Below are 12,168 nucleotides of genomic sequence, written 5' to 3' on the forward strand. Positions count from 1 at the left end.
CTCTCCTTCAGGTCGCAGACAAACCGGTCGATCCGGGTGATCGCCTCGGCCAAAGAGGCATCCTCGGCCAGGCCGAGATCGCGCTCCACCCCGCGCGCCTGGGCTTCGCTGCGGATGGCGGTGATCAGCCGGGCGCGCCTGGCCGGGTCCAGCCCTTCGGCGGTGGCGTATTCATCCAGCAGCGTCTCCAGCCGGGCGAGATGTTCCGGCACCAGAGCCTGCGCCAGAGGCGGGGGCAGATGCCCGAGTGTGACCGCGCCGATACGCCGCTTCGCCTGTGCCGCCTCGCCAGGGTCGTTGACGATGAACGGGTAGATGATCGGAAGTGCGCCGGTCAGCGCCTCCGGCCAGCATTCATCCGAGAGCGCGACACTTTTGCCCGGCAGCCATTCCAGCGTGCCATGCGCGCCGAGATGGAGCAGCGCGTCGATGTTCTGGGCGCGCAGCCAGAGATAGAAGGCGACGTAGGAATGGCAGGGGAGGGCGGAAAGGTCGTGATAGTCGTCCTCGCGCCCTTGTGTGCTGCCGCGCTCGGGCTGCAGGGTGATGAGGATGTTGCCGGATTGCAGCAAGGAGAATTGAAAGGCGCCGTTTTGCGCCAGGGCATCATCTTCCGGCGCGCCCCAGGCTGCGTTGAGGGCGGTTCGCAACGTTTCAGGCAGCGCCTGCAAGGCTGCCTTATAGGCGCTGAGTGGCCAGCTTATGGCGCTGGCCTTCAGCCGCCAGGGCAGATGCGCCAAAGGCGCGGTGTCATATCCGGCCTCTTGCAAAATACCTAGGATTTCAGAAGAACTTTGCAGCGCATCCAGCCCGACCGCATGCGCCATCTGCTCCGGCCGGCCAGGATAGGTGGAGAGGATCAGCGCCAATCTCTTGTCATCGGCTGGTTTGCGCGCCAGCCGCACCCAGGCCGCCACCCGCGCGGCGGCGGCCTGCAGGCGCGCTGCGTCCGGCTGGTGCAGCATCCGGGCGAATTGCAATTCCTCGTCATAGACGCTGGCGGCTTTGAAACTGATCACGCCGAGGAACATCCGCCCGTCAATCTCCGGCAGCGCGACATGCATGGCGAGATCCGCCGGGGAGAGGCCGCGCGCGGAGCCTGCCCAATCCTCCCGCCTGGCGGTGGAGAGCGCCACCTGGAATACCGGCACGCCTGGCCCATCCAGCGCCGTGGCGCCATCCTCTCCGGCAGCCGAAAAGGCGGTGGCGTTGACGATGGCGGCGGGGGCCGTGTCGCGCAGATGCGCGGCGACGAAGCGTGCCGCCGCCGGCGCTTTGAGCGAGGGCACGAAGATGCCGTAGGCGTCCAAGCCTTCGGCGTCCAGCGCCGCGATCATCCCATCCACAGCCGCCATGTCCCCCGCCGCGAGATAGGAACGATAGAACAGCACCGGCACGCGCGGCAGGCCGCCCGGCGCGATTTCCGGTATGATGCCGGTTGCGGGGTGATAGAGCCCATGCGCCGGCAAAGGCGGGGGCGGTGGAGCATCCTGCGCGTCCAGCCCGGCTTCGCGCCCCAGCAGCATGAGCGCACCCAGCGCCGCCTCCGGCCCGCCGGCCTCGCAAAGCCGGCCCAGCGCGGCCAGGGTTTCGGCCGAGACTGTGGAACAGTCTGTGAGTGTCGCATCCGGCCGGCCATCGCCGGGCAGCACCGCCAGCTTCAGGCCGGTGCGCGTTGCCAGATCCCGCAGCCCTTCGAGCCCGTAAGCCCAATAGCCCGCGCCGCCGATCAGCCGCACCAGCACGGCTTTCGCGCTGGCCAGGGTATTTTCCAGATATACATCCACCGAAACCGGGTGGCGCAGCCGGGCCAGATTGGCCAGGCGCAGCTGGGGCAGGCGCAGGCCCCGCGCCCGCGCCCCGCGCCAGCCCGCCGCGAAGGCGCCCAGATCACTGTCCGAGAAGGAGAGCACCGCGATCTCAGCCGGCGACTGCCCGAGATCCTGCGGGGTCTCCGCCTCTTCCAGCCCGTGGCTTTCGCGGAAGACGATATGCATGGCGGCGCGTTATGCCCCCAGAGCGGCGCGCAATTTCGCCGCGCGCAGATCGCCGCGCTCGGCGATCACCACCAGCCGCGAGGCGCGGGGCGCGTCGCCCCAGGCCTGATCAAACTGGCAACGCACCCGCGCGCCCACCGCCTGCACCAGCAGGCGTAGCGGCTTGCCCTTGATCGCGACATGGCCCTTCATCCGCAAAATCTTCTGCGCCCGCGCCAGCGCTTCGATCTTCGCCAGCAAGGGCGCAGCCTCGTCCTGCTCGGGCAGATCGATGATGATGGTGGCGAAATCATCATGCTCATGCGCCGCCTGGCCGTCATGATGGGAGGGGCGTTGGGCGACATCATCCTCCGCCCTGGCGTCAAGGCCCAGCAGGATTTTGGCGTCGATGATGCCATCGGTGATGGGCAGCATCGGCACCGGGCGCGGCAGGGTTTTCGTCACCATCGCGCGGGCGGCTTCGATTTTTTCCGCACCCGCCAGATCGGCCTTGGAGAGCAGGATCAGATCGGCGCAGGCCATCTGGTCGCCGAACACTTCCGAGAGCGGGGTGTCGTGGGTGCGGCCATTGCGGCCTTCATCCGGAGCGAACTGCCCGGCGGCGACGCTCTCCGCATCCGCCATCGCCACCACCCCGTCGACGGTGACGCGCGAGCGGATGGCCGGCCAGTCGAAGGCTTTCAAGAGCGGCTTGGGCAAAGCCAGGCCCGAGGTTTCGATGAGGATATGGTCGGGCTTTTTCTCCAGCGCCAGCAGCTTTTCCATGGTCGGGATGAATTCATCCGCCACGGTGCAGCAGATGCAGCCATTGGCCAGCTCCAGGATCGCCTCTTCCGGGCAGTTCTCATCCGCGCAGCCGCGCAAGATCTCGCCATCGACGCCCATGGCGCCGAACTCATTCACCAGCACCGCCAGGCGCTTGCCGCCCGGGTTGGCGAGGAGATGGCGGATCAGCGTGGTCTTGCCGGCGCCGAGAAAGCCGGTGACGATGGTGACGGGGATTTTGGCCAAATCACGGTTCAAAATTTCGCTCATGTCGTGGTCTCCGGGGCGGGCAGGCGGGCGATGACGTTTTTGCGGAACAGAGAGGGCCGCTCGCGCCAGGGCACGATGCCATCCGGCGTGGCGGCGAAGGCGGCGGCGTAATCCAGGATCAGCGCTGCATCGTCCTCGGTGACCGGGCCATAGAGATAGGACCAGCGATCCGGCCCGGAGAGGGCGATGGTGGGGCCGAATTTACAGGCGGAGAGACATTCCACCGGCTTTATGGTGACGCCCTCAGGCACCGCCAGCGCGCCGATGGCCGCCCCCATCCGCGCCCCGGCGCAAGGTTCGCCCTCGACCAATGGCTGGCCGGCCCGGCAGGTGGTGCAGACATGCAGAATAACGCCCATGCAACCCTCAAAGCTGCGGCGGGGCGATGGCATAGGGACGCGCGCAAGCGCAAATCACCTGCCGCGGCACACCCCGTCCGCTCGTGAAACATCCGTGCTGGCAGGTCTCCCGGCTTGCGGATAGGGGTTTGGGCAAACCCTCCGGGGTGCAGCCTTCCCAGCTTGCGCCAGTGGCATCGCATCCCTCTCCGGTCACGGTCGCGGGGGCGGCTGCGCTTCGGGGGTGAGCCCTATCGCATTCCCTTTTGGCCTGACATAAGAAGCTGTTTTGATGAGCCTCCCGGCCAGGCACCAGTACGATCCCCCGCAAAAGGCCGCAGTTGGGGGGCAGAGTCAAGGAGAGAAGCCATGTCCCTCACCCCCGAAGACGCCACCCGCCATGCCGAGAAGATGGCGCGGATCAAGGCGGCAAGGGCGAAAATGATGGCGGGCAAGACTGGGGAAAAGGGGCTGATCATCGTCCATACCGGGCCGGGCAAGGGCAAATCCTCCTCCGGATTCGGCATGGTGCTGCGCTGCATCGCGCACGGGATGCCCTGCGCGGTGGTGCAATTCATCAAAGGGGCGTGGGATACCGGGGAGCGGCGGCTGCTGACCACGCATTTTGCCGGGCTCTGCCAGTTTTACGCGATGGGCGAGGGGTTCACCTGGGAGACGCAGGATAAGGCACGGGACATCGCGGCGGCCAAGGCGGGGTGGGAGAAGGCCAAGGCGCTGATATTGGATGAGCGCATCAGGCTGGTGCTGCTGGATGAGATCAATATCGCTTTGCGCTATGGCTATCTGGATGCGGATGAGGTGGTGGAATTTCTGCTGACGCAGAAGCCGGCGATGACCCATGTGGTGCTGACCGGGCGCAATGCGCCGCCAGGGCTGATCGAGGCGGCGGATCTGGTCAGCGAGATCGCTTCGGTGAAGCATCCCTTTAAAGAGGGAATCAAGGCGCAGAAGGGCGTGGAATTTTAGAGTTCCTTCCCAAATCCGCGATGCCGGCCGGCTGGCGGCGCTTTGCTACGCGCCGGTGCTCACGTACTTAACGTACGCTCCGCTCCGGTGCTCGCAAAACACCACCATCCGGCTCGGCCTGGCGAATTTTGAAAGGAACTCATGATGGTGGCGGTGATGCTGCAGGGCACCGGTTCGAATGTCGGCAAATCGCTGCTGGTGGCGGGGCTGTGCCGGGCGGTGCGGCGGCGGGGGCTCAGCGTGGCGCCGTTCAAGCCGCAGAACATGTCCAACAATGCCGCGGTGACGGCGGATGGCGGCGAGATCGGCCGGGCGCAGGCATTGCAGGCGCTGGCCTGCGGGCTTGCGCCGCATACGGACATGAACCCGGTGCTGCTGAAGCCGGAATCCGAGAGCGGGTCGCAGATCATCGTGCAGGGCCAGCGCGTGGCGACGCTGAAGGCGCGGGATTACGGGGCTTATAAGCCGACGCTGATGCCGGCGGTGCTGGAGAGTTTCGAGCGGCTGCGGGCGGCTTATGATGTGGTGATCGTTGAGGGGGCAGGGAGCCCGGCGGAGGTTAATCTGCGGGCGGGCGACATCGCCAATATGGGTTTTGCCCAGGCGGCGCGGGTGCCGGTGGTGCTGGTGGGGGATATCGACCGGGGTGGGGTGATCGCGCAGATCGTCGGCACCCAGGCGGTGCTGGCGCCGGAGGATGCGGCTTTGGTGAAGGGGTTCATCGTCAACAAGTTTCGTGGCGATCCGCGATTGTTCGATTCCGGTTATGAATTCATCCAAAACCATACCGGCTGGCGCGGGTTTGGGGTGCTGCCCTGGTTTTCGAACGCTGCGATTCTGCCGGGCGAGGATGCGCAGGATCTGCGCCGCGCCCGGCCGGTGGCGGAGGGGGCGGGGGCAGTGAAGATCGCCTGCCTGGTGCTCTCACGGATTGCGAATTTCGACGATCTCGATCCGCTGCGGGCCGAGCCCGGGGTGGAGCTGGTGCTGGTGGAGCCGGGCCAGGCGATTCCCGGCGATGCGGTGCTGGTGATTGTTCCGGGGAGCAAATCCACGCGCGGGGATCTGGCGTTTTTGCGGGCGCAGGGCTGGGAGATCGATCTGGCGGCGCATCGCCGGCGGGGCGGGCGGATTCTGGGGCTGTGCGGCGGCTATCAGATGCTGGGCGAGGAGATTGCCGATCCGGACGGGTTGGAGGGGCCGGCGGGGACGATGCAGGGGCTTGGGTTTCTTCAGGTTGCCACGCGCATGGACCGGCAGAAGCAGCTCGGGCTGGTGCGGGCGGAGCATGTGGCCAGCGGGCTGGCGGTGGAGGGGTATGAAATCCATCTCGGCCGCAGCGCGGGGGCGGATTGTGCGCGGCCGTTCGCAAGGATAGCGGGGCGGCCGGAGGGGGCGGTTTCAGCGGATGGGCTGGTGATGGGCAGCTATCTGCATGGGCTGTTTCAGGCGGATGGGTTCAGGACAGCGTTTCTGCGCGGGCTGGGGGCGCCGGTTGCCGAGCGGGACCATGGCGCCGCGGTGGAGGCGGCGTTAGATGGGCTGGCGGCGCATCTGGAAGTGCATCTGGATGTAGCCGGGCTGCTGGGTCTGCCCGGGGCCTGAAGTCGCAAAAGTTTTTGGGGTGCAGCCCTTTTTTCAAAAAAGGCTGCAAAATCTTTGGGGCGTTGGCAATGTCGTTGCCAACGCCCCCAACGTTTCCGCCCCTTTTTTGTAAAAAAGGGGCGGCCCCAAAAAACTTTTTACTGCCCGACGCTGATCTGCGCGCGGGCTTCGCCCATCGGGTATTTGGCGGTGTGCAGATTCACATAGGTCTGGCCGGCGAGCAGCGCCTTGGTGGTGGCATCGTTCGCGGTCAGGGTGCCGTGCATGCCGGTATGGTAGGGGCCGGGGATCGGCAGCAGCACGCCGGCAGTCTGGCCGGGGGCGGCGGGGCCGTGGAAATGCGCGGCTTTCACCGGGCCGCTGAGGCCGTGATAGGTGATCTTATAGGTCAGCTTGCGGGTGACGGTGTCGAAGCTGCCGGTGACATGGCCGGTCGGCTGGCTGGTGGCGCTGCCTTCGGCGGCGAACTGGCCGGAGATGGACACGGTTTTGGCGTGCGCGAGCGGGGCGGCGGCGAGCAGAAGCGCTGCGGCGCCGGCAAGGCTGGCGCGAGAGGGCATGAACATGGGACTGGTCTCCTGGATTATCGGCGGCGGAACGCCGCGGGATACATATAAGCAGGAGATTGCGGCGTTTTAACGGGTCTCCCAGAGGGTCGGCGCATTTTGTTGCCAGTCCGCACGGTGCAGCAGCGGGGTATCGTCCATGAAGGCGGGGTGACCGAGGCAGAGATAGCCGGCGAACTCCCAATGGGCGGGGACGGCGAAGAGCCGCTCGATCACCGAAGGCTCCAGGATGGAGACCGCGCCGAGGCCGAGATTTTCCGCCCGGGCGGCCAGCCAGAGCGCGAAGATCGCCATCGCGGTGGATTGCTGCAGGGTGAGTTCCATGGTGGCGCGGCCGAGGCGGTGGCCGGCCTCGGGGTCGGTCTCGGTGAACACGGCCAACTGCACCGGGGCGGCGTCCAGCCCGGCGAGTTTCAGTTTGCCATAGGCCTGCGCCTGCTCACCTTCGTAGCTGGCGGCGGCGTTGTCGTTGCAGCGGGTGAATTCGGCGCGCACGGCGGCGCGCAGGGCCGGGTCTTCCACCCGGATCACCCGCCAGGGGCGGGCATTGCCGACGGAGGGGGCGTGGTCCATCGCCGCGCGCAGCCGGGCCAGCACATCCTCCGGCACCGGGTCGGGGCGGAAATGCCGGACATCGCGGCGCCAGAGCATGATGCGCTCCAGAATGGCCGCGTCTTGGTGGGTGAACTCCATCAGCCGCGCAAGGCGGCTGCGAGCCGCGCCCATTCGGCGTCATTGCCGGGCATGCCGAGGCGGATCCAGCGATCGGAATAAGGGAAGATGCGCGACCAGATATGGGCGCGCGCCAGCTTCGCCTGGGTGTCCTGGGCATTCGGCGTGTCATAGAGCCGGAACAGGCAGGTGCCGCCGACCACGTTCCAGCCGGCGGCGGCGGCCAGCTCGTCCATGCGGGGGATTTCGGACATCAGCCGGTTGGTGGTGGCGGTTGCCCAGGCTTTGTCGGCCAGGGCCAAGGCGCCCAGCTCCAAAGCCGGGCCGCAGACCGGCCAGGGGCCGGCGAGCTGGGAGAGGGTGGCGATGTCCGCCTCGCTGCCCAAGGCGAAGCCGAGCCGCATGCCGGCCAGGCCGTAGAATTTGCCGAAGGAGCGCAGCACCACCAGACCGTCGCGCCCGGCCTGCGGGACGAGGGAGTTTGCCGGGTAGGGATCGCCAAAGCTTTCATCCACCACCAGCCGCCCGACCTTGGGCAGCAGCGCCAGCAGGGCGGCGGGCTCGTAATGCCGGCCATCCGGGTTGTTGGGGTTCACCACCACGGCGAGGTCGGCCCCTGCGGTGTCCTCCGCCGTGGCGGCTTCCACCACCTGCCAGCCCAGAGCGCGCAGCGCCGCCGCGTGCTCATTATAGGTGGGGGACATGATTTTCGCGGTGCCGGGTGCGGAGAGCAGCGGCATCAGCTGGATCGCCGCCTGCGCCCCGGCCAAAGGCAGCACCGCGCCGCTGGTGTTGAAGGCCACGCGCGCGGCGTCGATGAGGGTCGCGGTGGCGCTGGCGGTGGGCAGGGCGCTCCAGGCGGCCGGGCTGATCGCCGGGACCGGGTAGGGGACGCGGTTGATGCCGGTGGAGAGGTCGATCCAGTCTGCTTTCGTGCCGCCATACTGGCCGACCGCCCAATCCAGATTGCCGCCATGGTCGCGTTTCATTTCATCCCCCACATTGCAGCGCTGAGCCCCAGCAGGGCCGCCGCCAAGATCAGCGCCCGCCGGTAGAGGGCGAGGGCCGCGTAGATATCTTCCGGGCCCGGGTCGCGGCCATTGGCGTTGATCCAGGGTTCGTTCGCCGCCTCGTTGCCGTAAATGCGGGGGCCGGACAAGCGCAGCCCCAGCGCCCCTGCCATCGCCGCTTCCGGCCAGCCGCCATTGGGGGAGCGGTGATGGCGTGCGTCGTTGCTTGTGACGATCCAGGCAGCGGCGCGGTTGGGGGCGGTGATGATGAAGAGCAGGGCGGTGAGGCGGGCGGGGAGGAGATTGGCGAGATCATCGATGCGCGCCGAGGCCCAGCCGAAGGCCTCATAGCGCGGGGTGCGGTGGCCGAGCATGGAATCGAGCGTGTTGATCGCTTTGTAAGCCGCGATGCCGGGCAGGCCGAACAAAGCGCCCCAGAATAGCGGCGCGATGATGCCGTCCGAGCTGTTTTCCGCCAGGCTCTCCAGGGCAGCGCGGGCGATGCCGCGGGCGTTCAGCCGCTCCGGGTCGCGCCCGACGATCATCGAGACCGCCTGGCGCGCGGCGGGAAGGTCCTGCGCGGCGAGCGGTTTGGCGACGCGGGCGACATGCTCATGCAGCGAGCGGGCGGCGAGCAGCGGCCAGGCGAGGAGCGCGGTGAGCAGCGTGCCGGAGAGCGCCTGCAGCGCCACGCCGAAGAAGATGGCGATGGCGATGACCAGCAGCGCGGTGGCGACACCTTTCAGCCGCTGGGCCGGGCCGTGATTCAGCCGCGCCTCCAGCGCTGAGATCAGTGCCCCGCACCAGGTGACCGGGTGGCCGATGGCGCGGAACACCGCATCCGGCCAGCCGATGGCGGCATCCAGCCCCAAAGCCAACGCCATGGCGAGGGGATGCAGGGTCATGAGGCCAGGTCCAGATTGGTGCAGGTGATGGCGAAATCGCCACCCGGCAGGGCCTCCAGCACGGTGAGGGAGAAGGGGGCGATGGCAAAGGCGAGGCCTTGCGGGATGTCGCCCAATGCCAGGCCGAGGCTAGCGCGGATGATGCCGGCATGGGTGAAAATGAGCGTGTCCTGGGTGAGGGCCAGCAGCGCCGGGCGGGCGCGGGCAGCGAGCTCCAGGAAGGATTCGCCGCCGGGCGGGCAGTGCGCGGCAAGCGCCGCACGGGGCAGGGGGCCGAGATCCGGCAGCGCGGCCAGAGGCTGGCCGTCCCAGGCGCCGAAATCTTGTTCCTGCAGGCGGGGCTCCAGCTGCGGGGCGCGGCCAGGGAACAGCGCGCCGGCGGTCTGGGTGCAGCGTTGCAGCGGGCTGGAGATCAGCGCCGCGTCAGGCGCGAGGGCGGCCAGACGCGCCTGGGCGCGGGCGATCGAGTCGGGGCCGGGCAGGGTGGCGGGCAGGTCCGTGCGCCCGGCGAGCAGGGCGGGTGTGGTGATGGCGGTGTGGCGGATCAGCAGCAGGCGCGGCATGGTCTGGCGTGTCGCAGGGGTGGGCGGGCTTTTCAAGTCTGGCATTTGGTGTTTGGGATTTCAGCCATGATCCTACTCGTCACTGGCGGGGCGCGCTCCGGCAAGAGCCTGTACGCCGAAACCCGCATCCGGGACTGCGCCGGCACGCCGGTTTACATCGCCACGGCGCAAGCCTTCGATGCGGAGATGGCGGCGCGGATCGCGGCGCATAAGGCACGGCGCGGGCCAGGTTGGCTGGATGTGGAGGCGCCGCTGGAACTGCCCCAGGCGCTGCAAGCGGCGCCGGCCGGGCCGGTGCTGGTGGATTGCCTGACGCTGTGGCTCTCCAATCTGATGTTCGCCGAGCGGGATATCGAGGCGCAGACCGAGGCGCTGTGCGCGGCGCTGGCGGCGCGCGGCGGTGAGGTCGCGCTGGTGACCAATGAGGTGGGGCAGGGCATCGTGCCCGAGAACGCGCTGGCGCGGCGGTTTCGCGATGCGCAGGGGCGGCTGAACCAGCGCGTGGCGCAGGCGGCCGACGAGGTGCGGCTGGCGGTGTGTGGCTATACGCTGCGGGTGAAGTAAGGTTTTCCGGACCGGTTTTTGAAGTTGATTGGATGATGATGTCGCACGCTCTGTTTCCCGCTGGCTCCTTTGCTGAAATGCGCGCCCGTCTGGCGGCGTTGCCGCGTTATGACGAGGCCGCCGCCGCCGCCGCCCTGGCCCATCAGAACAGCCTGCTCAAGCCGCCCGGCGCGCTGGGGCGGCTGGAGGAGGTGGCGATTTTCCTGGCCGGGTGGCGCGGCAGCGCGCGGCCGCGGATTGGCAAGGCACAGGCTGTGGTGTTCGCGGGGAATCATGGCGTGTGCGCGCAGGGGGTGAATCCGTATCCGCAGGAGGTCACCGTGCAGATGGTGGCGACGTTCCAGGCGGGCGGGGCGGCGATCAACCAGCTTTGCCGGGCCGCCGGGGCGGATTTGTCGGTGGTGGCGTTGGAGTTGGAGCGCCCGACCGGGGATTTCACCCAAGGGGAGGCGATGAGCGAGGCCGAAGTGCTGGCGGCGATGGCGCAAGGCGCGGACGCGGTGAATGCGCAAGCGGATATTCTGCTGCTGGGCGAGATGGGAATCGGCAATTCCACCGTCGCGGCGGCGCTGGCGGCATCTTGCTTCGGCGGGGTGGCGCAGGATTGGGCGGGGCCGGGTACGGGGTCGGACCATGCCGGGATGGGCCGCAAGATCAGCGCGATCGAGGCCGGGCTGGCGCGGCACCAGGGGGCGCGCGGGCTGGCCGCGCTGGTGGCGTTTGGCGGGCGCGAGCAGGCGGCGATCTGCGGGGCGATTTTGCAGGCGCGGGCGTTGCGGATACCCGTGCTGCTGGATGGCTTCATCTGCACCGCGGCGGCCGGGGTGCTGGAGGCGGAGGCCAAGGGCGCGCTGGATCATTGTCTGGCCGGGCATGTCGGCGCGGAGCCGGGGCATCGGCGCTTGCTGGCGGCGTTGGGCAAAGAGCCGCTGCTGGCGCTGGGGATGCGGCTGGGCGAGGGCAGCGGGGCGGCGGTGGCGCTCAGCGTCGTGCGCGCGGCGCTGGAGGCGCATAATGGCATGTCCACCTTCGCCGAGGCCGGTGTCTCCGACGCATGAGGCCGCGCGCCCGCCTGGATGAGCTGCGGCTGGCCTTCATGCTGCTGAGCCGGTTGCCGATGGGAACATTGGCGCGGGCACCTGCGCTTTCGGACTGTGTTTGGGCTTATCCGCTGGTGGGCGCGGTGGTTGGCGGGGGGACGGGGCTGGTGTTTGCGTTGGCGGCGCGGCTGGGGCTGCCGCCGCTGGCCGGGGCGTTGCTGGCGCTGGGGACCAGCGCGCTGCTCACCGGGGCGATGCATGAGGATGGGCTGGCGGATCTGGCCGATGGCTTTGGCGGCGGTGCGACGCGCGCTGCCAAGCTGGAGATCATGCGCGACAGCCGGATCGGCAGTTATGGCGTGCTGGCGCTGATTTTGGCGCTGGGGATGAAGGCGGCCTGTCTGGCCGCTTTGCCGCCGGCCGGGGCATGGTTGAGCCTGGCCGGTTTGGGGGCGTTGAGCCGTGCTGCGCTGCCGATGGTGATGCTGGCTTTGCCAAGCGCGCGCGAAAGCGGGCTGGGCCAGGCGGCAGGCGGGGCGTTGCGGCGCGGCCCGGCGCTGGCCGGGCTGGTGCTGGGCTTGCTGCTGGCGGGGCTCTGCGCGCTGCCGCATCTGGGCGCGGTGGTGCTCGCGATGGCGCTGGTGAGTGCCGGGATGGGGGCGTTGGCGCGTCAGCAAATTGGCGGCTTCACCGGGGACGTGCTGGGAGCGGTGCAAAATCTGGCGGAATTGGCCGGGTTTTGCGTGCTGGTGGGGCGGTTTTAAGGCTTTTTGAGCCATGCATAAAACGCATAACTATTCTGCTGCGGTGCAAAAAACGTGGCTTTCGAAAGGTTAACCCGTAGCAATCCCAGGGAAGGCCTGGATTTTACCCTTGATGACGAGAC

The 12,168-nt window shown here is 68.1% G+C and carries 13 protein-coding genes and 1 riboswitch; of the genes, 5 read left to right on the forward strand and 8 right to left on the reverse strand.

The features are described from left to right. From MXAZACID_RS16305 to MXAZACID_RS16315, 3 genes are all read right to left on the reverse strand, one after another. The coding region (locus tag MXAZACID_RS16305; RefSeq protein WP_008495618.1) for a cobaltochelatase subunit CobN at positions 1–1,997 on the reverse strand (1,997 nt) is incomplete at its 3' end. A gap of 9 nt (positions 1,998–2,006) precedes the next feature. Then, positions 2,007–3,032: a cobalamin biosynthesis protein CobW gene (gene cobW, locus MXAZACID_RS16310; RefSeq protein WP_008495619.1), complete on the reverse strand. Its 1,026-nt coding sequence runs from the start codon at positions 3,030–3,032 to the stop codon at positions 2,007–2,009. Next, the gene (locus MXAZACID_RS16315; RefSeq protein WP_008495620.1) at positions 3,029–3,391 is read right to left on the reverse strand and encodes a DUF1636 domain-containing protein; all 363 of its coding nucleotides are present in this window, start codon (positions 3,389–3,391) and stop codon (positions 3,029–3,031) included. The genes cobW and MXAZACID_RS16315 overlap by 4 nt, the downstream gene beginning before the upstream one ends. Positions 3,392–3,472: 81 nt before the next feature. Beyond that, positions 3,473–3,702: riboswitch (cobalamin riboswitch) on the reverse strand. Between the two features lie 37 nt (positions 3,703–3,739). Between MXAZACID_RS16315 and cobO the strand changes: the two genes are divergently transcribed. Further along, the gene (gene cobO, locus MXAZACID_RS16320) at positions 3,740–4,357 is read left to right on the forward strand and encodes a cob(I)yrinic acid a,c-diamide adenosyltransferase (protein WP_008495622.1); all 618 of its coding nucleotides are present in this window, start codon (positions 3,740–3,742) and stop codon (positions 4,355–4,357) included. A gap of 144 nt (positions 4,358–4,501) precedes the next feature. After that, a complete protein-coding gene (locus MXAZACID_RS16325; protein WP_008495623.1) occupies positions 4,502–5,962 on the forward strand; it encodes a cobyric acid synthase in 1,461 nt (486 codons plus the stop codon). A 137-nt stretch (positions 5,963–6,099) separates the two neighbouring features. Here MXAZACID_RS16325 and MXAZACID_RS16330 read toward each other — a convergent pair whose 3' ends face one another. The 5 genes from MXAZACID_RS16330 to MXAZACID_RS16350 form a co-directional block, all read right to left on the reverse strand. Continuing rightward, entirely contained in the window at positions 6,100–6,528 is a 429-nt protein-coding gene (locus tag MXAZACID_RS16330; RefSeq protein WP_008495624.1) for a CHRD domain-containing protein, read from the reverse strand. A 69-nt stretch (positions 6,529–6,597) separates the two neighbouring features. Then, positions 6,598–7,221, reverse strand: coding sequence for a 5,6-dimethylbenzimidazole synthase (gene bluB / locus MXAZACID_RS20240; RefSeq protein ID WP_039885694.1), 624 nt, complete (start codon positions 7,219–7,221; stop codon positions 6,598–6,600). Beyond that, entirely contained in the window at positions 7,221–8,189 is a 969-nt protein-coding gene (gene cobD / locus MXAZACID_RS20245) for a threonine-phosphate decarboxylase CobD (protein WP_008495626.1), read from the reverse strand. The genes bluB and cobD overlap by 1 nt, the downstream gene beginning before the upstream one ends. Then, a complete protein-coding gene (cbiB, locus tag MXAZACID_RS16345) occupies positions 8,186–9,115 on the reverse strand; it encodes an adenosylcobinamide-phosphate synthase CbiB (RefSeq protein ID WP_008495627.1) in 930 nt (309 codons plus the stop codon). The genes cobD and cbiB overlap by 4 nt, the downstream gene beginning before the upstream one ends. After that, a complete protein-coding gene (locus tag MXAZACID_RS16350; protein ID WP_008495628.1) occupies positions 9,112–9,678 on the reverse strand; it encodes a histidine phosphatase family protein in 567 nt (188 codons plus the stop codon). The genes cbiB and MXAZACID_RS16350 overlap by 4 nt, the downstream gene beginning before the upstream one ends. 66 nt (positions 9,679–9,744) lie before the next feature. Between MXAZACID_RS16350 and cobU the strand changes: the two genes are divergently transcribed. Genes cobU through MXAZACID_RS16365 form a run of 3 tightly spaced genes read left to right on the forward strand, consistent with a single transcriptional unit; the run spans position 9,745 to position 12,046 of the window. Continuing rightward, the gene (cobU, locus tag MXAZACID_RS16355; protein WP_008495629.1) at positions 9,745–10,242 is read left to right on the forward strand and encodes a bifunctional adenosylcobinamide kinase/adenosylcobinamide-phosphate guanylyltransferase; all 498 of its coding nucleotides are present in this window, start codon (positions 9,745–9,747) and stop codon (positions 10,240–10,242) included. Between the two features lie 35 nt (positions 10,243–10,277). Further along, positions 10,278–11,300: a nicotinate-nucleotide--dimethylbenzimidazole phosphoribosyltransferase gene (gene cobT, locus MXAZACID_RS16360; protein ID WP_039885696.1), complete on the forward strand. Its 1,023-nt coding sequence runs from the start codon at positions 10,278–10,280 to the stop codon at positions 11,298–11,300. After that, complete coding sequence (locus tag MXAZACID_RS16365; RefSeq protein ID WP_008495632.1) at positions 11,297–12,046, forward strand: adenosylcobinamide-GDP ribazoletransferase; 750 nt, start codon at positions 11,297–11,299, stop codon at positions 12,044–12,046. The genes cobT and MXAZACID_RS16365 overlap by 4 nt, the downstream gene beginning before the upstream one ends. The last annotated feature ends 122 nt before the right edge of the window (positions 12,047–12,168 follow it).

The organism is Acidocella sp. MX-AZ02 (genome assembly GCF_000306035.1).
Classification (GTDB): Bacteria; Pseudomonadota; Alphaproteobacteria; order Acetobacterales; family Acetobacteraceae; genus Acidocella; species Acidocella facilis.

Bases quoted from the DNA above. Each gene is read 5' to 3' on its own strand.
- cobW (WP_008495619.1), bottom strand. From the start codon at position 3,032: ATGAGCGAAATTTTGAACCGTGATTTGGCCAAAATCCCCGTCACCATC.
- MXAZACID_RS16315 (WP_008495620.1), bottom strand. From the start codon at position 3,391: ATGGGCGTTATTCTGCATGTCTGCACCACCTGCCGGGCCGGCCAGCCA.
- cobO (WP_008495622.1), top strand. From the start codon at position 3,740: ATGTCCCTCACCCCCGAAGACGCCACCCGCCATGCCGAGAAGATGGCG.
- MXAZACID_RS16325 (WP_008495623.1), top strand. From the start codon at position 4,502: ATGGTGGCGGTGATGCTGCAGGGCACCGGTTCGAATGTCGGCAAATCG.
- MXAZACID_RS16330 (WP_008495624.1), bottom strand. From the start codon at position 6,528: ATGTTCATGCCCTCTCGCGCCAGCCTTGCCGGCGCCGCAGCGCTTCTG.
- bluB (WP_039885694.1), bottom strand. From the start codon at position 7,221: ATGGAGTTCACCCACCAAGACGCGGCCATTCTGGAGCGCATCATGCTC.
- cobD (WP_008495626.1), bottom strand. From the start codon at position 8,189: ATGAAACGCGACCATGGCGGCAATCTGGATTGGGCGGTCGGCCAGTAT.
- cbiB (WP_008495627.1), bottom strand. From the start codon at position 9,115: ATGACCCTGCATCCCCTCGCCATGGCGTTGGCTTTGGGGCTGGATGCC.
- MXAZACID_RS16350 (WP_008495628.1), bottom strand. From the start codon at position 9,678: ATGCCGCGCCTGCTGCTGATCCGCCACACCGCCATCACCACACCCGCC.
- cobU (WP_008495629.1), top strand. From the start codon at position 9,745: ATGATCCTACTCGTCACTGGCGGGGCGCGCTCCGGCAAGAGCCTGTAC.
- cobT (WP_039885696.1), top strand. From the start codon at position 10,278: ATGATGTCGCACGCTCTGTTTCCCGCTGGCTCCTTTGCTGAAATGCGC.
- MXAZACID_RS16365 (WP_008495632.1), top strand. From the start codon at position 11,297: ATGAGGCCGCGCGCCCGCCTGGATGAGCTGCGGCTGGCCTTCATGCTG.